General features: G+C 68.6%; 20 protein-coding genes and 1 pseudogene. 5 read left to right on the forward strand and 16 right to left on the reverse strand.

Annotation, left to right across the window (positions count from 1 at the left end):
• Positions 1 to 39: 39 nt before the first annotated feature.
• A complete protein-coding gene (locus ACIA8F_RS19725) occupies positions 40 to 945 on the reverse strand; it encodes an NADP-dependent oxidoreductase (RefSeq protein WP_399380293.1) in 906 nt (301 codons plus the stop codon).
• Positions 946 to 1,126: 181 nt separating this feature from the next.
• On the opposite strand from ACIA8F_RS19725, the gene ACIA8F_RS19730 reads away from it, so the two are divergent.
• Entirely contained in the window at positions 1,127 to 1,996 is an 870-nt protein-coding gene (locus ACIA8F_RS19730; RefSeq protein WP_399380295.1) for a helix-turn-helix transcriptional regulator, read from the forward strand.
• Positions 1,997 to 2,125: 129 nt separating this feature from the next.
• Here ACIA8F_RS19730 and ACIA8F_RS19735 read toward each other — a convergent pair whose 3' ends face one another.
• From ACIA8F_RS19735 to ACIA8F_RS19770, 8 genes and pseudogenes are all read right to left on the reverse strand, one after another.
• A complete protein-coding gene (locus ACIA8F_RS19735) occupies positions 2,126 to 3,664 on the reverse strand; it encodes a flotillin family protein (RefSeq protein WP_399380297.1) in 1,539 nt (512 codons plus the stop codon).
• 73 nt (positions 3,665 to 3,737) lie between these two features.
• Positions 3,738 to 4,247, reverse strand: coding sequence for a hypothetical protein (locus ACIA8F_RS19740; protein ID WP_399380299.1), 510 nt, complete (start codon positions 4,245 to 4,247; stop codon positions 3,738 to 3,740).
• A 118-nt stretch (positions 4,248 to 4,365) separates the two neighbouring features.
• Positions 4,366 to 4,788: an STAS domain-containing protein gene (locus ACIA8F_RS19745; protein WP_399380301.1), complete on the reverse strand. Its 423-nt coding sequence runs from the start codon at positions 4,786 to 4,788 to the stop codon at positions 4,366 to 4,368.
• A 185-nt stretch (positions 4,789 to 4,973) separates the two neighbouring features.
• A complete protein-coding gene (locus ACIA8F_RS19750) occupies positions 4,974 to 5,648 on the reverse strand; it encodes a hypothetical protein (RefSeq protein ID WP_399380303.1) in 675 nt (224 codons plus the stop codon).
• A gap of 133 nt (positions 5,649 to 5,781) precedes the next feature.
• Positions 5,782 to 6,740, reverse strand: a pseudogene (locus tag ACIA8F_RS19755) (cation:proton antiporter); the annotation flags it as partial.
• Positions 6,741 to 8,277: 1,537 nt separating this feature from the next.
• Positions 8,278 to 8,562, reverse strand: a complete 285-nt coding sequence (locus ACIA8F_RS19760) for a hypothetical protein (protein WP_399380305.1) — start codon at positions 8,560 to 8,562, stop codon at positions 8,278 to 8,280.
• Between the two features lie 128 nt (positions 8,563 to 8,690).
• A complete protein-coding gene (locus tag ACIA8F_RS19765) occupies positions 8,691 to 10,529 on the reverse strand; it encodes an RHS repeat-associated core domain-containing protein (protein ID WP_399380307.1) in 1,839 nt (612 codons plus the stop codon).
• Positions 10,474 to 10,788, reverse strand: a complete 315-nt coding sequence (locus ACIA8F_RS19770) for a hypothetical protein (RefSeq protein ID WP_399380309.1) — start codon at positions 10,786 to 10,788, stop codon at positions 10,474 to 10,476. The genes ACIA8F_RS19765 and ACIA8F_RS19770 overlap by 56 nt, the downstream gene beginning before the upstream one ends.
• A gap of 504 nt (positions 10,789 to 11,292) precedes the next feature.
• Between ACIA8F_RS19770 and ACIA8F_RS19775 the strand changes: the two genes are divergently transcribed.
• Both ACIA8F_RS19775 and ACIA8F_RS19780 read left to right on the forward strand, forming a co-directional pair.
• Positions 11,293 to 12,363, forward strand: coding sequence for an LCP family protein (locus ACIA8F_RS19775; RefSeq protein WP_399380311.1), 1,071 nt, complete (start codon positions 11,293 to 11,295; stop codon positions 12,361 to 12,363).
• A gap of 383 nt (positions 12,364 to 12,746) precedes the next feature.
• Entirely contained in the window at positions 12,747 to 15,536 is a 2,790-nt protein-coding gene (locus ACIA8F_RS19780) for a DNRLRE domain-containing protein (protein ID WP_399380313.1), read from the forward strand.
• A gap of 66 nt (positions 15,537 to 15,602) precedes the next feature.
• Here ACIA8F_RS19780 and ACIA8F_RS19785 read toward each other — a convergent pair whose 3' ends face one another.
• Both ACIA8F_RS19785 and ACIA8F_RS19790 read right to left on the reverse strand, forming a co-directional pair.
• Positions 15,603 to 16,766 (reverse strand): Stealth CR1 domain-containing protein, encoded by a 1,164-nt coding sequence (locus ACIA8F_RS19785; protein WP_399380315.1) that lies wholly within the window; start codon positions 16,764 to 16,766, stop codon positions 15,603 to 15,605.
• Positions 16,763 to 17,113, reverse strand: coding sequence for a hypothetical protein (locus tag ACIA8F_RS19790; RefSeq protein ID WP_399380317.1), 351 nt, complete (start codon positions 17,111 to 17,113; stop codon positions 16,763 to 16,765). Before ACIA8F_RS19790 ends, ACIA8F_RS19785 begins: the two co-directional genes overlap by 4 nt.
• A 442-nt stretch (positions 17,114 to 17,555) precedes the next feature.
• Between ACIA8F_RS19790 and ACIA8F_RS19795 the strand changes: the two genes are divergently transcribed.
• Together ACIA8F_RS19795 and ACIA8F_RS19800 are read left to right on the forward strand one after the other, a co-directional pair.
• A complete protein-coding gene (locus tag ACIA8F_RS19795) occupies positions 17,556 to 18,530 on the forward strand; it encodes an SLC13 family permease (protein ID WP_399380319.1) in 975 nt (324 codons plus the stop codon).
• A gap of 43 nt (positions 18,531 to 18,573) precedes the next feature.
• Positions 18,574 to 18,789, forward strand: a complete 216-nt coding sequence (locus ACIA8F_RS19800) for a hypothetical protein (RefSeq protein ID WP_399380321.1) — start codon at positions 18,574 to 18,576, stop codon at positions 18,787 to 18,789.
• Positions 18,790 to 18,798: 9 nt separating this feature from the next.
• Here the strand turns inward: ACIA8F_RS19800 and ACIA8F_RS19805 are convergent, their stop codons facing one another.
• The 5 genes from ACIA8F_RS19805 to ACIA8F_RS19825 form a co-directional block, all read right to left on the reverse strand.
• Positions 18,799 to 19,860 carry a PucR family transcriptional regulator gene (locus ACIA8F_RS19805; protein ID WP_399380323.1) on the reverse strand — a complete coding sequence of 354 codons (1,062 nt, stop codon included), beginning with the start codon at positions 19,858 to 19,860 and terminating at the stop codon, positions 18,799 to 18,801.
• A gap of 147 nt (positions 19,861 to 20,007) precedes the next feature.
• Positions 20,008 to 20,184 carry a hypothetical protein gene (locus tag ACIA8F_RS19810; RefSeq protein WP_399380325.1) on the reverse strand — a complete coding sequence of 59 codons (177 nt, stop codon included), beginning with the start codon at positions 20,182 to 20,184 and terminating at the stop codon, positions 20,008 to 20,010.
• Positions 20,185 to 20,750: 566 nt separating this feature from the next.
• Positions 20,751 to 21,014 (reverse strand): hypothetical protein, encoded by a 264-nt coding sequence (locus ACIA8F_RS19815; RefSeq protein ID WP_399380327.1) that lies wholly within the window; start codon positions 21,012 to 21,014, stop codon positions 20,751 to 20,753.
• Between the two features lie 16 nt (positions 21,015 to 21,030).
• Complete coding sequence (gene nhaA / locus ACIA8F_RS19820) at positions 21,031 to 22,338, reverse strand: Na+/H+ antiporter NhaA (RefSeq protein WP_399380329.1); 1,308 nt, start codon at positions 22,336 to 22,338, stop codon at positions 21,031 to 21,033.
• Between the two features lie 244 nt (positions 22,339 to 22,582).
• Positions 22,583 to 24,124, reverse strand: a complete 1,542-nt coding sequence (locus ACIA8F_RS19825) for an alanine/glycine:cation symporter family protein (RefSeq protein ID WP_399380331.1) — start codon at positions 24,122 to 24,124, stop codon at positions 22,583 to 22,585.
• Positions 24,125 to 24,632 lie beyond the last annotated feature (508 nt).

Consider the following 24,632-nt stretch of genomic DNA (forward strand, 5'->3'; position numbering starts at 1 on the left):
GCAGGCGCAGGCGGCGTCGCACTCCGGGCCCCAGGTGCCTCAGAGGCTGAGCGCCAGTTTGCCGCGCACCCGGCCTTCCGCGCTGATTCGATGCGCCTCGGCTGCTTCCTCCAGCGGGAGGACGGCCTGGACCTCGACGTGTACTACGCCTGAGTCGATGAGCGTGCCGATCCGGTGCAGTGTCTCGCCGTCGGGGGTGACGATGACACGGCGGGCGTTGATACCGGGGAGCCGGTGCGCCTCATCCAGGGGTTCCGGGAGTGTGATCAGGGTGCCGCCCGGCCGCAGGAGCCGCCACGATGCCTGCTGCACCGGACCTCCGACTGTGTCCAGGACGACGTCGAAGGGGTCCGCGGCGGACAGACCCGTGTGCATGCGGTCAACCGCCTCGTCGACGCCGAGTCGGCGCAGAAAGTCCAGGTTGCGGGCGGAGGCGGTGGCCGTGACGTGTGCGCCGAGGTGCCGGGCGAACTGCACGGCGAAGTGGCCTACACCACCAGCTCCCGCGTGCACCAGGACACGCAGCCCGGCTTTGGTTCCTGCAGCCTCCAGCGCCTGCCATGCCGTCAGCGCGGCCAGGGGTACGGCGGCGGCCTCCGCGTACGACAGCCGGACGGGCTTGGGGGCCACGGCGGAGATGGGGAGCACGGCCAGTTCCTGGTAGGCGCCGCCGTAGGGAAGCGGCAGCATCCCGTACACGGCCTCGCCGATCGCAGGGCCGCCGGGCACCGTGGTCCGCACCACTCCCGCGACGTCCCAGCCCATCCCCAGCGGGAACGGCCGATCGCTTCGTACCGCTCCCTCGCGGTGCTTCCAGTCGACCGGGTTCACCCCGGCAGCCCTGACCTCTATGAGGATCTCGCCATCCGCCGGTTCTGGGGACGGTCGCCGGGTGAGTTCCAGAACGCTTTCGTCGCCGTACCGGGAGAAGACCACTGCGCGCATCGAAGATGCTCCTGTTCCGTGTCTGTTCGTATCCGCCGCGTCCGTCGTGCCGCGGTGGGGTCCACGGTGCGGGCCCGGCGGAAGGGGAACCATTACCCTCCGAGTACCAGGCGAGGAGACGGGGATGGGGGTACTGGCAGGGACAGGTTGCCGGGGTGTCCGGCGTCGGATACTGGCGGGCATGAACCCAGACAATGAGCTCGGCGGCTTCCTGATGTCACGGCGCGCCCGCGTGACTCCGGTGGTGGCCGGAGTCACCACCGTCGGCCGGCGCAGGGTCGCGGGTTTGCGCCGCGAAGAGACCGCCGAGCTCGCGGGCGTCAGCGTCGTCTACTACACGCGCCTGGAACAGGGCCGCGCCCGCCATCCGTCCGATGCCGTGCTCAACGCTCTGGCGAGGGTGCTACGGCTCGACGCGGCCGAGCGGACCCACCTGTACGACCTCGCGCGCGGGCCCCGCCGCGCCTCCGTCGAACCGTCACCGTTCGATACCGCGAACCCGGCGCGGGACGTACCGGTACGGGACGGGCTTCGACGCCTGGTGACCGCGGTGGGTGCCGTCCCGGCGTATGTCCTGAGTCCTGCGATGGATGTTCTCGAGGCCAACGACCTGGCCCGCGCTCTCCTCGGAGCCCCGGCCCCGTCGCCCGGCGAGCAGCTCAACTTGGCACGTCACGTCTTCCTCGACGCCGCCGCCCGCGACCTGTATCCGCGATGGGAGGACGTGTCCGGCCAGACCGTCGGCTTCCTGCGCTTCACCGCCGGGCGCCGCCCCGATGACGCGCGGACGGCACGGCTGGTCGCCGAACTATGTCTTCGCAGCGTGGAGTTCCGGCTTCTGTGGGCGGCGCAGGAGGTGCGGGAGAAGTCGTACGGAACGAAGAGCTTCCAGCATCCCGTGGTCGGCGGCTTCGACCTCGCGTACGAGACCCTGGCGCTGCCAGGCGACGAGGGGCGGGCCCTGGTCGTCTTCACGGCGCCAGACGCCCGCGCGTACACCGCGCTGCGGTTGCTCGGCAGCTGGGCGGCACCGTCTCTGACTGGCACGTGAACGGGAGTACGCGATCACTCGGTGGTGCTCAAGGTAGGTGTGGCGGGGGTTGCCCGGTATGACGCGGTTAGCTTGAGCAGTCTTTGGGGCCCGCTCCCTCAGCGGGCCCCAAGACTACTGCGTGTGCGGTTAGCCGACGATTTCGATCTTGCCGTTGAGTGCGGCGCCCTCGGTGGAGACCGGCGTGGGCATAGTGCCAGCTTTGGGCGCGGTGAAGCTCTTGAGGAGCTGGGCCAGGTCGACGCCGGTGGTGGAGCCGAGGAGTTCCATGCCCTGGGCGACGTTGTCGGCAACGGTGCGGGTGAGCTTGCTCGCGCCATCGGTGGAGATGACGGTCATCTTGTCGATGGCGGACAGGGGTTCGGCGGCCTTGGCCACGACCTGCGGGAGTACCTCGACCATCATCTGGATCATCGCGGCGTCGCCGTAGCTCTCGAAGGCCTCCGCCTTCTTCTGCATGGCCTCTGCCTCGGCCGAGCCCTTGGCCAGGATGGCCGAGGCATCCGCGTCGCCCTCCAGGCGTACGGCTTCGGCGATCGCCGCGCGGCGGGCGCGTTCGGCCTCGCCCCGCTTGGCGCCCTCGATGGCCTCCGCCTCTGCCAGTGCGGAGCGGCGCTGCTTCTCGCCCTCACCGGTCAGGCGGGCCTTCTCCGCCTCGCCCTGGGCGGCGGCAATCGCGGCGAGGCGTTCGGCCTCGGCTTGCTTGACGCGGGCGACGCGCAGCGCCTCGGACTCCTGCTCGGCCTGGTAGCGGCGGGCGTCGGCGGGCTTGCGGACCTGGGTGTCGAGCTGGCGATCGGTCAGGGCGGCCTGGCGCTCGGCCACCTTCTCCTGCTCGCCGAGGATCTGCTGCTGGCGGTCGGCCTCGGCCAGCGGACCGGCGGCGTTGGCCTGGGCGGCCGCCGCGTCGGTCTCGGCCTTGATCTCCGCCTGGCGCAGGTAGAGGGTGCGCTCGGCGACCGCGATCTCCTCCTCCGCCTTCAGGCGGGCCTGCTCGGCCGCCCGGCGGGAGTTGGCCTCGGCGATGTCGGCTTCCTGCTTGGCGCGGGCGGCTTCGGGACGGCCGAGGTCTTCGAGGTAGGAGCCCTCGGTGGTGATGTCCTGGATCTGGAAGGCGTCCAGGACCAGGCCCTGCCCGGAGAGGCTGGCCTCCGCCTCCTCGGCGACCTGCCCCGCGAAGGCGGCGCGGTCACGGATGATGTCCTCCACCGACATGCGGCCCACGATGGCGCGCAGGGCGCCGGAGAGGACCTCCTGGGTGAAGCCGACGATGCCGTCCTGCTGCTGGAGGAAACGCTGGGCGGCGGCCCGGATGGCGTCCTCGTTGCCGCCGACCTTGACGATCGCGACGCCTTCGAGGTTCGCCTTGATGCCGCGCAGGGTGACCGCGCCGCGTACCGCGATGGGGATGTGCCGGCTGGACAGGTCGAGGGTGTAGCGCTGCTGGACGAAGGGGACGACGAACACCCCGCCGCCCACCACGACCTTCTGACCGCTGTTGTCGGTGGTGGTCTGACCCGTGGTCGGGTCGGTGGACCTCTTTCCGCGCCGGCCGGTGATGATGAACGCCTCGCTGGGGCCGGCGACCTTGTACCTGGTGACGACCACGAGGGCGAGCAGGACGAGGAGTACGACCACTCCGACGACCGCGGTGACGACTGGACTCATGAGGGATCCCCTCCTGCCCCCGAGGCGGCAGATCGATGATGGTGAAGCGTGAATGGGCTGGCGGAAGGATGCGTCAGTGCTCTACGGCACGGACGGCGACCGAGGTCGGCGACGGAGCGGCTGTCACCCACACCTCCGAGCCACGGGCCAGCGGGCCGTCGGCCGTCGCCGCGTACTTGACGGGCTGTCCGGCCAGCCGGAGCAGGACCTCTCCGTACCCCTCGGCGGGGATCGGTGTCACCACCGTGCCGGCGGATCCGACCAATTCTTCACCTCGCGGGGCTGCCCCGCTGTGGTCCCGCATCAGGGACCGGCTCAGCCGCCACGCCAGCCAGCCCGCCCCCGCCCCCGCGGCACTACCGGCGGCGGCTGCCGCTCCCGGCCCGAGTCCGGTGGACCCGAGCACGATCGCCCCCGTGAAACCGAGCATCGAAACGAAGCCCGCGACCACCGGCAGCGACAGCCACCCGTCGAACAGCCCGTCCAGAGCGCCGTCGAAGACGCCCTCCAGCAGACCGTCGAACACCAGCGAGAAGGCCAGCAGAACGATCCCCGTCGTGCCGAGCCCTAGAAACAAGCCCATGAGAACCTCCTGACCGACCTGCCGTACCGCTGGACAACGCGATCCTCGCACTGGTGACCGGACTGGTTCATTGCCTGCTTCCGGCAATCTTTATGCCTCTTTAACGCATGCCCTCTCGTCACTCTTCAATGGGCGGCAGTGACGGAGGCGGGAGGGCTGGGCCGGACAGGGCTCGCAGGAAACCGACCTGCCGAAGGGTTCTCAGGGGCTGATCGCCCGCATGCGTAATGACCAACCGGATCCCGCGCTGCCGGGCGGCCTTGAGCGCCGTGAAGAACGCCATGGCTCCATCCGGGCTGAGATGTGTCACATTGCGCAGGTCCAGCTCGAAGACGACCGTACGGGGGCGCGGTGCACGCCGCAGGCGGGCTCCGATGAGCCGGGAGTTGCGGCCGTCGATACTTCCCGCGGGGAAATGCACCACGCAGACTCGCCCCCGGGACCGGTAGCGGACGACGACGGTCGGCGACGGTCCCGGCGTCAGGGCCCGGAGCAGGATACGGCGAAGGGCGAGGGGAACCCTCCTGGCCTTGGCGATCACGGGCTCTCCCTGGGGTGGGCATGACGGATCCACTGCCGACCAGACTTCCCGGCGCACCTGCTGCACACCCTAGAGGAACACGGCGGCCCGTGATGAAAGCCTGCCTGGCGTCAACCCGGCAGGGACCGCAAGGGAAATGGGGAGGATGAGCGGGTGGCTGCCACCAGGCCGCTCGGATCTGCTCGCTACCCCGCCTTCCTCGTTCTGGTGATGAGGTGCCCGGCGAGTGTCAGTGCGGCTGCCGGCGCCCAGGCGAGCAACAGCAGCCACGTCAGCCAGACCGGCCCGCCGAGGAGGATCAGCACGAACATCAGGGCGAACGTTCCGGCGGCCAGTCCCGCAGACGTGCGCTTCGCCACGAGGGGTGAGGGACGGTGGCGGCCGTCACAGCGGAGGGGATGACGCACCTGGCACCAGCCGGATGTGAGCGCCCAGCCGACCATGCTCACGCTGACGGCCCCGAGCCCCGCCAGGAACAGCGGGGCGTCGGTCGGGTCGTTGTCGGTCCGCTGGGTGGCGCCCTGATAGGTCACCGACATCACGTGGCCGCTCCATACGCGCCCGGTGACCTGGTCTCCCTCGTGAAGGAGGGTGAACACGGGTCCGTCGCTGTCGAATTCGACCCAGCCGTTGCCCCGGTCACCTCCCGTCAGGCGCACCGAATGGGACACCGAGCGCCCCTGGTACTCAGAGCGCACGGCTGCCACGGTGAACCGAACCGTACCGATGCAGTGGGCGCTCGTCTGGACGGCGGGAGCGGGGCACTCGGGTTCCTGTTCGAAGGCGTTCCGCTCGGCCACCGCGGCGGGAACCAGGGCCAGGAGCACACACCCCAGGACCAGGGCAGCGAATCCGCACACCAACGCGAGCACACCCTGGGCTCGCACCCGTCGGGCCACCCACCGGGTCTGGCCCGCCCTGCGCCTGCCGCGCCTGCCCGGCCTCACTGGCCCATCCTCATGTGGTGCCGTCCGCAGCGGCAGCGTTCCGGTTTCACAGCGCCGGGCCCGCCGGTACCGATCGGTTCGAGGCGGGCGCCGGGTCCTCGTCCACGTCGAAGAGGCGGGCGATCGGTACATCCGTGCTGCTGTGCGCGATGATCGAGAAGGCGATGCAGACGGCGATCAGCGTGTATGCCTGCTCGCCTTGCGGGATGCCTGCCTGGAGGACGAGCAGCCCGTAGACGACCGAGGCGAAGCCCTTGGGCCCGAACCAGGCCGCCACCAGCTTCTGCCGCCGCTCAAAACCGGTGCCCAGCAGCGACAGAAGCAGGGACGCGGGGCGGATCAGTACGATCGCCAGGACGACTGCCACGTACCCGCCCACCGGCAGGTCACCGAACAGCTGCGGGGTCAGCAGCGCGCCGAACACCAGCAGGGCGGCGAACTTCGCGAGCTCCGCAAGCGACTCGAACGCGGTCTTCGCCCCGGGGGATGCGGAGGCGAAAACAGCGCCGGCGGAGAACGCTGCGAGGTAGGGGTTGGCGTGGGTGAGGTGGCACAGCCCGTACAGGATGATCCCGGTGGTCAGGTGCAGCAGCGGCTGGAGCTTGGGCTCCGCTCCGAGCAGCCGCAGCCGTACCAGGGCGGTGACCGCCAGAGGCAGCACTGCCCCGAAGGCCAGCCCCAGCGCCAGCTCCAGGCTGATCGTCGCCAGCGAGGACTCCGCGTGCCCCGATGTGGGGCCGGCGGCGGCGATCAGGATCAGCACGACGGGCAGGGCGAGCCCGTCATTGATGCGCTCTCCACGTTCAGCAGCTGCCGCAGCTTCGCCGGTACTTCCTTGCGGCTGACGATCGCGGAGGCGAACACCGGGTCGGTCGGCGCGAGGACCGCACCACCGAGGAAGGACGTCGTCCAGTCCAGCCCGACGAGGTAGTGGGTGATCAGCGCCATCCCTGCCATGGCCAGCGGCACGCCCAGCCCGAGCGCGCGGGCCGGGTTCTGCCAGTGCTCGAGCGGCGGTCTTCATCTGCTCGTCTTTCTTTCCATTGAGTCCCTTGGCCCGAGGGGCCCGTCCGGAGGAATCGGAAGCAAAGAGCAGGGCCGCGGAAGGAGCGGCCCTGCTCGTGAGACCTACCTACGGTGGCGTCCGGTGCCGTGGAAGAGCCACCTGATGCTAATTGCCCTCGCTTCGCTGGGCGAGCCGCTCGAAGGTCCATGCGCCTGCGAATACGACTGAGGAGCAGGCGAAGATCACGGTCGAAGCAGCCCTGCCCGATGTGGCCCAGAAGGCCATCCCCGTTATGAAGCCGATTACTCCAAGAAGGAAGAACACGCCTGAATTCCTTCGTGATTCGCTCACTGCAACTCCAGATCTCATCGTACTCAGCCTTCGGCCCGGCTCTCCAGCTTCGGGAGAGCAGGGCCGAAGACGCTATGTCATCGATGCCAGCTCGACCACCACGACGTCTTCTTGCGGTGGCCGTTGCTGACGGCATGGTGGCCGCCGCGGGTGGGGAGCCGCGGTTCATATTCCGCGGGGCCACCGGCGAGTTTGTCCGGCTTTGCGCGTCCTTCGGGCGGCGATTTAGAATCAAGATGTTAGTGCGCGGCTGGGGCGAAGTGCGTGTATCCCATTCCTAGGGTCAAGTGCCGTTTCTTGCTGCATGCCTTTTCTGCAGCCTTCTGGGTGAACCCTGGCCTCCATTATGACGGAGAATCCAAGATCCGCTCGCCCTCGTCGACCATCTCCTCGATGACCAGCGGGGATAGTCCTGAAAACGCCGTCTGCGCAAGCTTGTTGACATTCTTCACGCGAATGCCACCGACCCTTACGACTCTGGGTCGCCGCCGAATGTGAGGCAGGGCCCTTCGATTGGCAAACCCTCGGGAGGTCGATCGCAATTCGCGCGGCTGACCGGCCTGGCCGAACTCTCCCCACAAGCCGAAACGGCCCGTCGAATATCGACGGCCCGCCACGAGAAATCGAGGTTAGTCGCTCGGTGAGTGTTTGGTCAGTCTCGTCGAGCCGCCCTCTTCCCCTGGGTGATCAGATAGACGCAGCGGGCAATGATCGCCGCCGCCGCAATCGATACCACTGTCCTGATTGTGGCGGAAGAGTTACCCGAGAATGTGGCGACCGTCAGGGCAATTGCGATAACGATCGAAGACCGAGGGATTGCGCGAGTTAGAATGCCATCGTTTCCCAATGGATTTTTCATGCCCCATTCACCTTCCTGTGCACGTCGCAAAGCTCGGGTAGTTCCAGGCGTCATAGTAGTAGACGGTGACTCGGAGACGTCTCCCGTACCGGCTGGCCCGCCAAGACATAATGCCGTAAGCAACGAAAACGTGTGCGGCCACCCAGGGAACCTGGATGGCTGCATGGATTGCTCTACTTTTTCTGGCGCCTTCTGACCACGAGGACCGTGATCAGGCCGCAGGCCAGTCCTGCGAGCGCCCACGGGATACTCGGGCTATCACCGTTGAGGTGATAGCCGATGACGCAGAAGACGAGCGTCTCGATCAGAACGATGAGCGGCCACGTTCACGCGGTAGATTCAGGTTCAGGTGTCTCGTGGCGCCGCCGGGCGGCACGCATCTCCGCCAGCGCCACGACAACGACCCCGACGTTCAAGGGGAATGCCACCGCGTTGGCCACTTCAGGTATGTCGAAGGCACGAAGCGCGCTGGCGACGTTGGCGGCAAGGAAAAGGGCAAGGGGAAGACCTCGGCGCCACCAGGGCAGATCCTTCATCCGAACCACGATGACGGAACACCACAGTGTGAAAGCGGTAACGGCGATAGCGAATACGGCGACGGCGAACAGCATGGACGGACTTTCGTGCCGGGCGGTCGCGGGCAGTTGGCAGGACCGCAGTCGATCGATGATGAGCGGGGTGGGTGTGCCTCATGCGAGCGTGGGGCACACCCACCCGTTGTCGGGTCAGCGCTCAGGCATCATCCGTTGGTGTAGATGATCTGGTAGCTGGACACGTATGTCCATGATGTCCGGGCAAAGGAAAAACCACCGACCCGGGTCCACTTGAAGGGGGTGAACTGTATTCGGTAGGTGACCGCGTCTCGGTAGGAGTACTGGTAGTGGGTCTCGTGCGTAGCCAGGATCTTCTGCCGGCCGTATCCGTACCAGGCCACGACACGGCACTTGAGGACGTACTGCTTTCGGTAGGCGTACTGGCGCTTCCACGCGGTGATCGGCACGGGGCCCTTGTCGCCGCTGATGACGTCCCAGATCCAGTGGTAATTGTAGTCCTGCCAGCCGCCGAAACTCCATGCAGTGGTGTACAGGAACGTGGTGAAGGTGCGGCCGGTCCAGGCGTGCTTCGGCACTCGGCAGGTGGCGCACCCGGTCACGTCATCGCTGTTGACCGGGTCGGCGCATGCATAGTCAGCTGCGTTGCAGCTGCCGCCGGGCACGGGGTCGCTGGACAGGAACCGGCCGGTGGCCGGGTTGTACAGGCGCACGCCCATGAGCAGGAGGTTCGTCTGCGTCTCGGCGGAACGGTGCTGACTGCCGTGCCAGCCGTAGCGGACGGTGCTGGGGCCCGCGGTACGGTTGCCGTATTCGTCGGTGCCGAGGACCGTTGCGGCCTGGCCGGCCGCAGTCGGCAGCTGCACCATGACGTCGCCGTGCAGGTTGACGAGCTGGAGTACCGTGTCGCCGGTCTTGCTGGTTGTGGCTGCCAGCCCTCCGTCGAACCCGTCGACGTTGCGGGTCACCGCTCCGGTGGCAGTGTTTTCGACGATCCAGCGCGGGCTGTCCACCTCGGAGCTGTAGTGGTTCAGCTTGGACTGGGTCTGCGTCCAACTGCCGGAGGCGTTCGACTCGACCGTCCAGCCGCGGAAGCGGAGCTGGGAGTCGAGGGTCCAGGTCTGCCGCTGGGAGCCGGCCGTCTGCTGGCGTACCAGGTCGTTGGTGTAGTACGCGTGCGTAGTGCCAGGAGTTGCGGTGGTGCGGCCGAAGGCGTCGTAGGTGTAGCCGCTGTCGACGAGGCGGTCGGCGGTGTCGTAGGTGTGGGTGGTCGTGGTTGCACCGCTGGTGGTGCAGTCGAGGCCCGGGTCCGCGGCCGCGGTGGAGCGCGTCTTCCGGTTGGAGTTCTTGTCGAAGGTGTAGCTGCGGGTGACGCAGACGGCGTCCACCGTGTCGTCCTGTGCCCTGGTGAGTCGTCCTGCCTTGTCGTAGCTGTAGGTCTGGTTGGAGGTCTGCCCGGCGGAGCCGGTGTAGGAGGCCCGCTGACCGTGCACGGTGGGCAGCAGGTTCTCGGAAAAGAGGAGCGCGCCGTCGCTGTCGCGGGTGTACGTGCGCTCCGCCGGCTGTCCGGCGGGGTTGTTGGTCTGACGCATGGTGAAGCCGCCGGGCAGCTTCTTGTTCTGCACCTGGCCATCGGCGTCGTAGCTGACGGTGAAGGTGCCGGCCACCGAGTCGGTGATGGAGGACAGCAGGCCGCGCGGGTCGTTCGTGGTGTCGTATCCGTACGTGGTGCTCGACGGTACGTTGTCGCTGACCTGGACCGGCCGGCCGTCGGCGTCGTACGTGCTGTTGGTCACGCCCCCGTCGGCGTCGGTGTAGGAGATCAGGCGGCCCAGCTTGTCGTAGGACTTCCTGATGGTGCCGCCGTCGGTGGACGTGATCGCGTCCACCTTGCCACTGTTCGGGTCGTACGTCGTCGTGACAGCCGGGACGACCGTGCCGAGACCACCGGTGACGGTCACCTTGGTGGCCCTACCGGCGGGGTCGTACTCGGTCGTACGTCTGGACCAGCTCGGCCATCTCCCCATGTCCGACGACCTTCGGACGGCCCCCGGGCCTGACCAGATCCGCTACCGCCATCGCCTTGGACAGCCGCTTGAGTGGGGCCAGCCCAATGCGGAAGAGAAGCGCATCGGCCACCAGCATCGCGATGACCCCGGCGACCAGCACCATGGCCTCGCCGAAGTGCACAGGGGAGGAAACGGTGACCCACGGACTCAGCAGCAGCAGGGCAGCTGTGACCAGGACGATGGCGTTCATCACGAAGATCCGCCAAAACAACGACACGACGGACCTCTCCCCTCTGACCTCGCCCCCGTGTCCAGCACTTCAAGGGGTCCCTGTTACGTCCCTGACCTGCGAAAAGTAATCGGATGCATTCTTTGTGACCACGATCAGTCCGTCTATACATGCTGGCACCCATCTTTCACCCACCGAGAACCGCAGGGCGGTGACACCGGTCGGCACGGCATCCCCTCGCGGGGCAGAGGACTGCGGGGCGGCAGGATGTAGGGGCGGAGCACGCCAGGGGCGTACGAGTGCCTTCCGGCGGGATGCGTCGCCGCCTGGTCGTTCGGTCCCAAGGGCTTCGCGTCCAGCATTGCTCAAGGTGCGCAGGAGGCCGGCGCGACTCCCGAGCGGCCCGACTGTTTGCCTATAGTGCACGCGCACCGCTCCCCGCGGACGGAGCCCCGGCGCCCAGCCCGAGCTTCGTTGGCCGCATGGTGTTCCGGCGGACTGCAATCACGCGTCATCCCCAGCGCTTCCCCGTCAGCAGAGGACACGAACAGCATGACCGAGGTCACCACTCCCCGTCGCACGCGCGGCAGAACCCCGCGCCGGACCAGCCGCGGCAAGCGCGCCTTCCGCGTCATCGCCGTGAGCCTGCTGGCGCTGCTGCTGCTCGCGGGCGGCGCCGCCTGGTGGGGCTACAGCCACCTCAACGGCAACATCGACAGTGTCGACCTGGACCAGGCCATCGGTGACAACCGGCCGCAGAAGGTCGTCGCGGGCGCGCAGAACGTCCTGGTCCTTGGCTCCGACTCGCGGGCCGGCGCCAACGGCGAGCTCGACCACGGCGACGTGAGCGGTGCCCGCTCGGACACCGCGATGCTGCTGCACATACCCGAGGGCCACTCCAAGGCCACCGCGGTCAGCATTCCGCGAGACACCCTGGTGGACCGGCCCGAATGCAGGAAGAAGGACGGCAGCACGCTCCCGTCCGCGAAGCGGGTGATGTTCAACTCGATCTACACGGTGGCCGGTCCGGCCTGCGTGGTCAACGCCGTCGAGCAGATGTCCGCCATCCGCGTCGACCACCTTGTCGAGGTCGACTTCTCCGGCTTCAAGGAACTCGTCGACGCCCTCGGCGGAGTCACGGTCACCCTCGACAAGCCCATCCACGACACCAAGGGCGGCTTCACCCTGGAGCCAGGCACGCACAGGCTGAACGGCACCGACTCCCTCAAGTTCGTCCGTACCCGATACGGCTACCGCGACGGCAGCGACCTGGGCCGCATCGGCCTCCAGCAGCAGTTCCTGCTCGCGATGCTGACCGAGGTCAAGAACCAGGACGCGATGGGCAACCCCGCCCGCCTCTACAAGCTGGCCGACGCCGGAACCAAGTCCCTCACCACCGACTCCGACCTCGCCTCCCTCACCGCCCTGGCCGACTTCGCCAAGTCCATGAAGGGCGTCGACGCCAACACCATGGAGACGATCATGATGCCGGTCGCCTACGACAAGGTCGACCCCAACCGCGTCATCGTCGCCCAGCCCCAGGCCGGCCAGTTGTGGGAGGCCATCCGCAACGACCAGAAGATCCCCGCAGCGGCGAAGAAGTCACCCGCCATCGGCGGCTGACCCGCCGACACCTCATGCCAACGTTCCCCGTCCCGGCGGCCGAAACAGAAGCGTGCGGGCGCAGGCTGTGTAATGTGCGCGGCCGCATGCCCTAGCCTGACCGCGACAGGGAAAGCGCAAAAGGGGCGGCGGAGACCACGTAGCCGCCGCCCCTGGGCTTGGCGCCGCCCGTCAGGCCCCTGCCCGGCGGGTACACCCGCCCCCTCTTCGAGCTGGCGCTCAGGAGCCGCGCCTCAAGTCCGCTGCCAGGGGCTGTGCAACGGATCCAGATCCAATGAGGGAAGCGCAGTACCTCGGCCGCTGGACTGGGCATATTATGCGGCGATATTCGTGGCTGCTCCGCACATTTTCAGCCACTCTCCGTGCCTTGCCCTGGGAGACTCATGCGTAGATCCAGAGGGCTGACTGCTGCCCTCGTGCTGTCCGTGGCCGGTGCGGGTGCCGGCACCGGTCTGGTGCTGATGCCACAGGCGTCCGCCGTGACCGCACCCGTCGCCTTCACTGCGGACGAGCTGCCCACCTGGCAGCCCAACGGCATCGTCTGGTCCATGGCCGAGGCCGACGGCACCGTTTTCGTGGGCGGTACCTTCTCCGCCGTCCGCCCGCCCGAGGGATCGGGCGGCGGTAGTGAGCAGGAAGCCGTGAACTTCGTCGCGCTGGACGCCGCGACGGGCAACCCGGCCTCGTGCAAGCTGGGCTTCACCATCGGCGACGGCACCGCGACGGTCCGGGCGCTGGCCGTCTCGAAGGACAAGAAGACCCTGTACGCGGGCGGCTACTTCGGCGCGCTGAACGGGACGCCCGTCTCCAGCCTGGCAGCGATCGACATCGCGACCTGCGCCCCCAAGGCCTCCTTCCACCCTGGCTTCCCCGCCACCGTGCGCGGGCTCGCGGTCACGGACGACACCGTGTACGCGGCTGGCGACTTCAACACCGTGGAGGGCCAGACCCGCGAGCGGTTCGCCGCGGTCGACGCCGCCTCCGGTGCGCTGAAGCCGTTCACCGCGAACGCCGACGAGCCGGGCCGCGCCGTCGAGGTCACCCCCGACGGCAAGAACGTGCTCCTGGGCGGTGATTTCTTCACCGTCAACGGTGCCAACAGCCACGCGCTGGCCGTCGTCGACTCCACCACCGGCGCGCTCACCAAGGCGTATCCGAACGGCTACATTCCGACGAACTCGGTCGTGAAGGACATCTCCACCGACACCGAGGGCGGCTTCTACACGGGCAACGAGGGAACCGGTGGTGGTGTCTTCGACGGCCGTATCGGCCTGCGGCTCAGCGACTTCTCCGAGAAGTGGCGCGACCGCTGCCTGGGCGCCACCCAGTTCGTCCTGCCTTACCAGGGCGTGCTGTACAGCTCTTCGCACGCGCACGACTGCTCGCTGGAGGGGCAGTTCCCCGACGGCAAGCGGAACTTCCTGCTGGCTCAGCTGACCAACTACGAAGGCACCGCCCCCACGCCCGTGGGTGGTTACATGCCCAGTCCGCGCAAGCTCGGCTGGCATCCCACCGCGAACGACGGCATCGGCGAGGGCATTGGCCCGCGCGTCATGGCCGTGGCGGAGAAGAACGACGTCAAGTACATGTGGGTAGGCGGTGAGTTCACCCTCGTCAACGGCAAAGCGCAGCAGGGTCTGACCCGCTTCGCCTCCACCGGCGACGTCGGCGCCCCGACCACCCCGGTTGCCAGCGCCGCGAGCGTCAGGCCCGGCGAGGTCCAGGTCCGCTGGCGCACCAGCTACGACCAGGACGACAGCAAACTGACCTACCGCATCTACCGCAACGGCTCGGCCACCCCGATCGCCACGGTCACCGCCGACTCCCTGGAGTGGGAGCGCCAGCAGGCATCCTGGAACGACACCACCGTCAAGGCCGGCCAGTCCTACACCTACCGGGTCACCGCGACCGACGGGGCGGGCAACACCAGCGCCCTGTCCGCGACCGCCTCGGTAACGGTCCCGGCCTCTGCGCAGGCCTACCCCAGCCAGGTCCGTGCGGACGGCGCCAACCTGTACTGGCGCTACGACGACACCGTCAGCCCGTACGTCGCCGACTCCTCGGGCAGCGGCAACACCAGCGGCCTTCAGGTCAACACCCCGGCCCTGCGCGTCACATCGGGTGCGGTCTCCGGGGCCAGCACCGCGATGGGCTTCAACGGCACCAGCCAGCAGCTCTACAGCGACCACCGCCAGACCGTCGGATCCAGCTACACGCTGGAGACCTGGTTCAAGACCAACACCACGCGCGGCGGCAAGCTGATCGGGTTCGGCAACAACACGACCCGCAACAGTGGCAGCTACGACAAGCAGGTCTACATGGCCAACGACGGCCGGCTGGTCTTCGGCGTCTACAACGGCTCCACGCGCACCATCACCACAGGCCTGCTGGACCGCTACAACGACAATAGGTGGCACCACGTCGTCGCCACCCAGGGCCCGTCCGGAATGGTCCTGTACGTCGACGGCCAGAACAAGGGCACACTGAACGTCACCACCCACCAGGCCTACGCGGGCTTCTGGCACGTCGGCGGCGACAACCTCGCCTCCTGGCCGAACCGCCCCACCAGTAACTTCTTCGCCGGTCAGATCGACGAGACCGCCGTCTACCCGAGCGTCCTCTCCCAGGCCCAGGTCAAGAACCACTTCGACCTCGCCAACGCCGTCGACGACACCGTCGTCAAGGTCACCGCGGCTGAGGACACCTACATCAATCAGGGCGCCCCCTCCACCGCCTTCGGGACGACCACTTCGCTCGCCGTCCGCGGCAGCGGCTCCCTGTACGAGACCTACCTGCGCTTCAACCTTCCGGCCGCTCCGGCGGGCCAGGTCCTCAAGGCAGCCTCCCTCCAGGTCAAGACCACCACCCAGACAGGGGCCGGCACCACCGACACCGTCTCCGTTGTGCCTGTCACCGGCGCCTGGAGCGGCACGACGACCTACAGCACCCGTCCCACCCTCGGCACCACCCAGCTCGGCGCCATCACAGCCGTCCCCGACGGATCGGCCATCCACTCGGTCGACCTCGACAAGACCGCCGTCACCGCTGCCCTCGGCACCGGCTACAGCCTCGCCCTGACCAGCAGCGGCAGCGACCCCCTGTGGCTGTGGTCCTCCGAATCCACCGCCGCGGACGCCTCACCACAACTCATCCTCACCTTCGGCCAGCCGTAACGGCCGAATGAGCACGGTGCGGGGCCCAGCCGGCGAGGCTGGGCCCCGCACCTCGTTCTCCCCGTCTCAACACGGTTCTTCGTAGGGGGAAGGCACCGGGAAGTAAGCCTCAAGAAACGCGGTGACCGCGCGGTGCTGCTCCTTCGACGAGAGCGCGGTGCCGGCATCGTCGGCGAGGCAGAAGGCATCGACGCCACGGTCGTGGACCAGATCCGGCAGCCGTTCAATGGCCCCAGGCCGGTCGGTGGTGAGGTACACGTGGCTCAGGTCGCCCTCGACGGCCCGGCCTTCGGCCAGGGCCAGGTGCGCGGCGAGCGTGACCGGCGCGAGGTCCGTGGCCTTGCGGAAGACCGAGCGGCCGGTGACGTCGAGCCGGCCCGGCAGGACTTCCTCGACGCGGGCGTAGAGAGAGCGGCGCAGCGGGTACGGGGCGTGCGCCAGGATGTACGGGTACGTGCGGTCGGCGGCCTCTTCTACGGCCTGCCGGGTCACTCTCTGCGAGGCGCTGAAGACGTCGTCGTCCGATTCCGGGAGGGCCGGCGGCACCGCGCGCCGGTCGTGGAACACCTTGGGCAGGCCGGACGGAAGGAAGTAGTGCTGCGGCTGCTGTGGCCGGCCGAGGAAGATGTCGTCGTTGAAGTACAAGAAGTGCTCGGCGAGGTCCGGAATGCGGTGCAGCTGGCTCTCGATGGCGTGGGAGTTGAACACGGGCAGGCCGCCGGGGTCCGCGAAGAGATCCTGGTGGTCCACCACGGTGACGTGCGGATGACCTGCGGCCAGCCAGTTCGGGATCTGCTGGTCCGTGACGAGGAAGATGCGCCGGATCCAGGGCGCGTAGGCGGCGATGGAGCGCAGGCAGTAGCGCAGCTCCCCGCGGTCGCGGTACCGGTGCTCCGCGTCGTCCACGTGGGGCGACCGGGCGGCTCCCGCCGAAGCCGCCGCCAGATCGCGCCTGCGGCGCCAGGCAGGGTCGGCGGAGTCCACCCAGCTGATCACGGCATCGATGGGGAAGTCGATGTCGTGGGGGAACCGGCCTGCGAAGACGTCGACCACGGGATAGTCCCGATCACCGATGCGCCGGACGGTGGTGGCGGCCATCGAGGGCACCCACCAGCCGTACGGCGTCTCGCGCAGAGAGGCGACGCCCCCCTCGCCGGAGGTGGAGGGGTCCCAGAACTCGAGATCGCAGCCGAGCCCGGCGCCGTAGCGCAGGGTTCGGCCGGAGGTCACGACGCGTTGAACAGACAAATGCCCTTGACCTTGGCTTGAGGATCGGTCTCGGTGGTGGCGACGGCATGCGGCAGCCTTTCGGCCAGGACGTCGCCGAGTTCGCCGTCGCCCAGCAGCCGGGCGTAGACGGCCCGGCCGGCGAAGGCGGCGGCACACGCCTCCAGTACGGCGGAGCGACCTCCGGGAGCGATGACCACCCGGTGAGCCGGACCTCCGTCGGGCACCAGCCCGTACGCGATACCGGCCGCCTCAAGCGCCTCGGCCGTCATCCGCAGATTCGCGTCCCGCGCTGCAGCGGGCAGCAGGTCGTCGCGAACTAGGGCGAGACGGGCGCGGTACCGGACCACGCCCGGCAGGGTCTCCAGCAGCTCGTCCTCACGAGTCCGTGCTCGCCCCGCCGCCTGATCCTGAAGCCGCTCCCGCCGCGACGGTCCGGGCCGCGAGGGTACCTTCGAGGAGTGCTCCCGTGCCGCGCGGACCATCCGGCGCAGCGCAGCCGGAAGCGGGACGGGGGAAAGACGAAGCATTCGGTCTGCCACCTCACGAAACGGTGCCGTCCTGGGCACCCGAGGTGACGGAGCACAGGTGTGGACCGTCAGGCAGGGGCGGATGCCGATTTCACCCTAGCCTTCACTGTCGTTCATCTTTCACGCAAGTGCCCGAGGTCCCGGACCACGTCAGCACCGACCGTGTTTACGGGCCCGTGCGTCCGGGCTGGCCGACTCCCGAGCCCACCATCACCAGACCCGTGGTGAGGCAGGCGAGGCCGATCGGCATCTCGGGAAACCCGTGGCCTCGGCACTCCTGGACAACGTCACCACCGTGCTCCTGGTCGCCCCCGTCACTCTGCTGGTGTGCAACCGGCTGAAGCTGCCGGCCATGCCGTTCCTGCTCGCCGAGGTCTTCGCCTCGAACGTGGGCGGCACTGCCACGCTCGTCGGTGACCCGCCCAACATCATCATCGCCAGCCGGGCCGGACTCACCTTCAACGACTTCCTCGTCCGCCTCGCGCCGCTGTGCGCGGTCCTGATAGCGGTCCTGGTCGCGCTGTGCCGGGTCATGTTCGCCAAGTACTTCGTCTACGACGAGAAGCGCGCCCCCGAAATCATGGAGCTGCGCGAACGCGAGGCCATCACCAACCCGCGACTGCTCGCCCAGGGCCTGGGCGTCCTCGCCCTGGTCGTCGCCGGGTTCGTCCTGCACCCCGTCCTGCACTACGAACCCAGCGTCGTCGCCCTCCTTGGCGCCGGCCTGCTCATCGCGATCTCCAAGGTCGAGACCGGCGAGGTGCTGGGCGAGGTCGAGTGGCCCACCCTGGCCTTCTTCGCGGGCCTGTTCATCATGGTGGGCGCCCTGATCGAGGTGGGCGTCATCGGCGACCTCGGCAGCGCCCTCGCGGACACCATCGGCGGGAACGAGCTGGGCGGCTCCATGCTGATGCTCGGCGGCTCCGCCGTCCTGTCGGGGATCGTCGACAACATCCCCTACGTCGCCACCATGGCCCCCATCACCAGCCAGCTCGCCACCGAGATGGGAGGCAACCCCGACCACGTCATGTGGTGGGCCCTCGCCCTCGGCGCGGACCTGGGTGGCAACGCCACCGCCATCGGCGCCTCCGCCAACGTCGTCGTCCTCGGCATCGCCGAACGCAACCGACAGCCCATCACCTTCTGGCAGTTCACCAAATACGGCCTCATCGTCACCACCGTCACGATCGCCGTTTCGGCCCTCTACCTGTGGCTGCGCTACTTCGCCCTCGCCTGAGAAACGGCCCCTGCCTTCGGAGCGAGAACGGAGCACCCTTCAGATGCCGAACCGGCGTGCGGAAGCGATCTCGATAGGCCTCTGGTGGGCGGCGCCCACCATCGTCCTGTGGGGCGGAGGCCAGATCCGGCACGCACCGGCCGCGCTGACGGCATGCGCCGCCAGCGCCGCCCTCCTCATATCCCTTGGCGAAGCAGCCCACTGGCTGCGCCGCCGCATCCGCGAACGCCGTGCGGCCCACACGCCCCGCACTCGCTGAAGGTCGGTCTCACGCTTCGGATCCAGGCCAGCCCAGCAGCCGGGCGCCGATCACCGCCGTCTGGAGCGTGTACCGGTTCACGGAGTCGGCCGGGTCGGCGCCGGTCAGGTTGTGGATGCGCTCCAGCCGGTAGGTCAGCGCCCGCACACTCAAGGAGAGCCGGCGGGCGGCCTCGGTCGCCACACAGCCGCTGTCGAAGTACGCGGTCAGGGTATCGATGAAGGCCTGGGGCCCGCCGCGCCCCTTGCGCAGCGGCCCGAGTACGCTCTCCACCAGGTCCGCCATGGCCTGCCGGTCCCGCGTCAGGACCGGGTAGACCAGGAGGTCAGCGGCATGAAGTACGGGCCCTCCCAGGCCCATCCGCTCGGCGAGGTCGAGCGCGTTCAGCGCCTCCTCGTAGGAATGGACGACCCCGCCCGCGCCCGAGTGGGAGCGGCCTATCGCGACCCGGCCGCCGTCCGTGGCCGCGTACGCCTGCTTCGCGAAGTACGCCAGCACATCCGGCTGATCCCCGGGGGCCACACAGATCAGCCGCCCGTCCTTCGTCGTCAGCAGGATCTGCCGGCCCGCGAACCGGGCCAGGACCGCCGACTCGATGCCGCGGGCCACCGGGTATCCGTCACCGTACGGTTCAGGCCCGGCGGCCACCGCCACCGCGTGCGCCTGGGACAGGCGCAGCCCGAAGCGTTCGGCCCGCTCCGCCAGCCGGCCCAGGTCACTGCGCCCGTAGAGCAGGTCGTCGATGAACTCCCGGCGCGCGGCCTCCTCCTGCCGGACCGAGTGGTGCTGCGAACGCTCGTATCCCTCGGCGAAGGCGTCCACCGCCTGCCCGACCGCAGCCAACAGGCAACCCGCCGCCCCGGAGGACACCGTCGGAAGCACCTCCTGCGCCACGGACAAGTGATCCCGGATGAGCCCTCGCAACGGCAGCCCGGCTTCGGCCGCCTGCTCCCCCTGCGCCCGCCGGGAGTCCAGCTCGGCGCGGGTGAGCCGACGCCCGGTGGCACACACTCCCAGCAGGACCTCGGCGTACCCTGCCAGATGCTCTTCCCGTACTTCCCTGCTGCCCAAGGCTTCCCCCGATCATGACGCCTCGTTGACGCGGGAACCAGGGTGGCACGCGCAGTTCGGGACGCCGCCACCGGTGTCAGGGGTGCGTGAACGCTGCCCGTCTCCGGCAGTGCACTGCCGGATAGGTCCGTGTCGGGAGCCGCACGATCAGCGGTGCCGGGCGGAGACCCACACCGCCGCCGTAGCCGCCACTACGAACGCCCCGAGAGCGAGCAGCGGCATTGCAGGACTGGGCAGCACGTACAGGGCCGCGCCGACGCCGGTCAGGACGGCCCCGAAGGCGAAGAGCGGCGAAGTCTGCCCGGTCCGGGAACGGCGGGTCATGAGGTGTCTCCTGGCAGGGAGGGGGAGAGATGTGGCCCAGCCTCCCATGAATCGAGGCGTGGGTACAGAACCGGGTTCCCCTGCGGGGAGAAGGCCAGCACTTGGGGTACGAACAAGCCTGTACGGGCAGCCCATCCCGAACAGGGACGGCGCCGACTCTCAACAGGTCGCCGACGGTCCGGACAAAGATCGGGGCAGTGACCTTCCCGACAGCACGCGGCGTCGTGACTGGCGGATGGTGGCCGGGATTGTCTTCCTCGTCGTCTCCGCGCTGGGTTTGTTCCTCACCGCTGCCCTCCAGGAGACGTCGCAACTGGCCGACGCGTGGACGATAGACGACTGCCCGGCCGCGCCGCGCCCATGCTCATGGACCCCGGACGGTGACCGCTGTGTCGCGGTCGGCGAGCGGGACCCCGATGTGATCGCCAGTACGCGCAGCCCGTTCGTCGCCGTGGTCGAGCACGGGCCAGGCCGACGTCGACTACAGGGGGTGATCACAGCGGCGCGCTGCTTGAACGCCTCATGGCGGCAGCCGAGAGCGTCTGCCGCCGACGGCCGTGCGAGGGTCAGTCCGGGGGCGGGCGTCCGCCGATGACGAATGCGCCCAAGGCCCCCGCCAGCAACGCCCAGGGCAGGGCCGGCACCCCGGCCGACCGCCAGCCGGCCAGGGCGAGGATAAACGCCACCACCACCCCGGCCACCAGCGCTCGCGGATCCCGCAGAAATCGCCACTGCCGACGTCCGGCCCCGGGATCTCGCAGCTCGGTGATCGCTGTCCTGATCACGAGGGCGGCGATGACGATTGCCAGCCCCAGGAGCGTTGACCCCACCTGCCTCTCCTTCGCGTCAGCCGTTGGCGCCGGTCGTCGTCGTGGCGGGGGTGCGCTGGTAGATGTCGGGGATGCCGTCGGCGTCGGCGTCGAGGGTCTCCTCCTCGTACAGGCGCCGGTAGATCTTGTTCCGGCGCCGGAGCAGGACGGCGGCGAGCACGGCCGCGGTGAGTGAGGTGATCAGGACGGCGGCTTTGACGTGCTCGCCGACGGCTGCGCCGGGGAAGGCGAGTTCACCGATGAGGAGGGCGACGGTGAAGCCGATGCCGGCCAGGACGGAGAGGCCGAGGACGTCGGCCCAGGCGAGGTCGGGGTTGAGCTGCGCTTTGGTGAATCGGGCCGCGAGGTAGGTGCCGAGGAAGATGCCGAGGATCTTGCCGGCGACGAGGCCGATGACGACGCCGAGCGGTTCGGGGCCGGTGAACACCTCGGCCAGCGCGTCCCCGGAGATGGTGACACCGGCCGCGAAGAGCGCGAAGAGCGGCACGGCGACGCCCGCGGAGAACGGGTGCACCAGGTGTGCAACGCGGGCCCCCGGGGAGGTGGCCTCGCCCTTGTCGCGGGTGGTGCGCAGGATGAGGCCCATGGCGACGCCGGCGACGGTGGCGTGGATGCCGCTGTTGTACATCAGAGCCCAGATCGCGATGCCCAGCGGTACGTACCACCACCAGCCGCGCACCCGGAACCTCTGGAGAAGGTAGAAGACGACCAGTCCGGCGAAGGCCCCGCCGAGCGCCCAGAGGTTCAGGTCGGAGGTGAAGAAGACCGCGATGATCAGGATGGCGCCGAGGTCGTCCACGACGGCCAGGGTCAGCAGGAAGGCCCGCAGCGCGGCGGGCAAGTGGGTGGAGATGACCGCGAGGACGGCCAGCGCGAAGGCGATGTCGGTGGCCATGGGGACGGCCCAGCCGTCGAGGCTGCCGCCTCCGGCCCCGGCCGTGGCGGCGTACAGCGCTGCGGGTACGGCCATGCCGCAGAGGGCTGCGATGACGGGCAGGGCGGCGGTGGCGGGGGTGCGCAGCTCGCCGACGACGAGTTCGCGCTTGAGCTCGATGCCGGCGACGAGGAAGAAGACGGCGAGGAGCCCGTCGGCGGTCCAGTGCCCGACGGAGAGGTCCAGGCCGAGTGCGGGTATGCCGAAGTGGAAGTCGCGTATCTGCTCGTACGCCCCGCTCCAGGGGGTGTTCGACCAGACCAGCGCCACCACCGCGGCGGCCAGCAGGACCATGCCGCCGATGGTCTCGGTGCGCAGGGCTTCGGCGACGGCTTGACGCTCGGGCCAGGGCAGTAGCCCGAACAGGGTGCGCTGGCGCGGTGGGGTCATGACGGGGGTACCTCCGGGGCGTCGGCAGGAAATGGGCACACGGCCCCTAGGACGCCGACCAGACTTCCCGGCACACCCCGCGCTGCGGCATGGTGGCCGTCTTGACGCGTTCTTTACACCCTATCGACCATCCACCGATGCCGCCAGGGGGCTCCTCACCTGCAAAAACAAGGGTGAGCGGGTCCGTACACACCAAGGCGCGAGGTGTGTACGGACCCGCTCAGGAGCCGGGCCGCGGGGGCGGTCAGACGGTGATCTTCACCGGCTCCTGGTCTTCGTCCTCGTCGGCTTCGCTGTCCTGGCCGGCGTCGCGGCGGCGGACGAAGTCGAGGAAGGTGTTGAGCTCCCGCTTGACCACGGGGGCCAGCAGGTAGAGGCCGATGATGTTGATGACGGCGAGCATGAAGAGCACCGCGTCGGCCATGTCGATCAGGGTCTGCAGGGTGAGGAGCGAGCCGGCGACGGCGAACAGGGTGTAGAAGATCTTGAAGGTCAGCTCGCTGGTCCTGCTGCGTCCGAAGAGGTGCGTCCAAGCCTTCATGCAGTAGTAGCCCCAGGTCAGCACGGTGGAGATGGCGAACAGCATCACCGCGATGGTGAGGATGTACGGGAACCAGGGCAGGACCGTGCCGAAGGCGTCCGAGGTGATGGTCACGCCGCCGACGCCGCCGTCCTTGCGGGCCTCGGCCCAGCTGGCGGGGTTGGCGATGACGATCGTCAGGGCGGTCATGGTGCAGATCACGACGGTGTCGATGAACGGCTCCAGCAAGGCGACCAGGCCCTCGCTGGCGGGGTGCTTGGTCTTGACCGCGGAGTGCGCGATCGGCGCGGAGCCGAGACCGGCCTCGTTGGAGAACGCGGCCCGCTTGAAGCCGACGATCAGAGCTCCGAGGACACCGCCGGCGACGCCCTGCGGGTTGAACGCGCCCTCGATGATCGAGGAGATCGCCGACGGCACCGCGGAGACGTTGACGCCGATGGCGACCAGGCAGGCGGCGATGTAGATGCCGGCCATCGCAGGGACCAGCCTGCTGGTCACGGAGGCGATGGAGCGGATGCCGCCGAGGAGGACGACGCCGACGATCGCGGCGATGAGGATGCCGAAGAACAGGGCGCCGGAGGAGGAGCCCATCATGCCGCCCTCGCCGCCAGTGACGGAGACGAGCTGGGCGTAGGACTGGTTGACCTGGAAGAGGTTGCCGCCGAAGAGGCCGAAGAAGAGGATCATCGCGGAGGCGAGGACACCCAGCACCTTGCCCAGCTTCAGGCCCTTGGCGCCGAAGCGCTCGGCCAGGCCCTTGGGCAGGTAGTGCATCGGGCCGCCGGACACAGTGCCGTCGGCGTGCACCTCGCGGTACTTCACACCGAGCGTCACCTCGACGAACTTCGTCGCCATGCCCAGCAGACCGCAGAGGATCATCCAGAACGTCGCGCCCGGGCCACCGATCGACACGGCGACGGCGACACCGGCGATGTTGCCCAGGCCGACCGTGCCTGAGACGGCCGCGGTCAGCGCCTGGAAGTGGTTGACCTCGCCGGCCGAGCCCTTCTCGTCGTACTTGCCGCGCACCACGTCCACCGCGAGGCGGAACTTGCGTATCTGGACCAGCCCGAACCAGCCGGAGAAGACCAGGCCGGCGACCACGAGCCAGGCGACGATCAGCGGGAGCTGGGTGCCGGCCACGGGGACGGAGTAGAAGACGACGTCTCCGAGCCACTTGGCGATGGGCTCGAAGAATTCGCTGACGGCTTCGTCGACGGAGTTGGTGATGGTGTCGAGTGACATCTGGCTTTTACCTCGATACGCAGAACCGGCGCAGTGCGGTGCGTCGGTATGAATGCGGGCTTTGAGTGAACGCCGTTGTCCGATCGGCGACCCCGGGCGTCTTGGTCCGCGGACTCGGACCGTGACCCTCCCTGGCCGTGCAAAGCCGGTGCGAGCCGGCACTCCGCGATCCGGCGAGGGGTGGTGCCGAAAACGGAGTTGCGCATTCATAGCACGCTCTTTACGGGATCTTTAGTGATGCGAGTCACATTCCAGGCGGCTATGCGGCATTTCGCCAGGTTCGGTGATGCGATCGTTATCCGGATCTGAGGTGTCTCTGAGCGAACGCTAGCGGAGTGCGGGTTCGGACCTGGCCGCGACCGCGGCCACCTTCTGCTCTCCGAGGGTTCTCCCGGACGGTCATCGAAAGCCCGGCGGCCATCGGCCTGTGGCGTGGTGGTCCGGCGCGGCACCGGCTGCCCCGGAGCTCCCCTTGGTAGACAGGCACAGGGCGGGCAGACTCACTGAC

It is taken from the genome of Streptomyces sp. NPDC051563 (assembly GCF_044454225.1).
Taxonomy (GTDB): Bacteria; Actinomycetota; Actinomycetes; order Streptomycetales; family Streptomycetaceae; genus Streptomyces.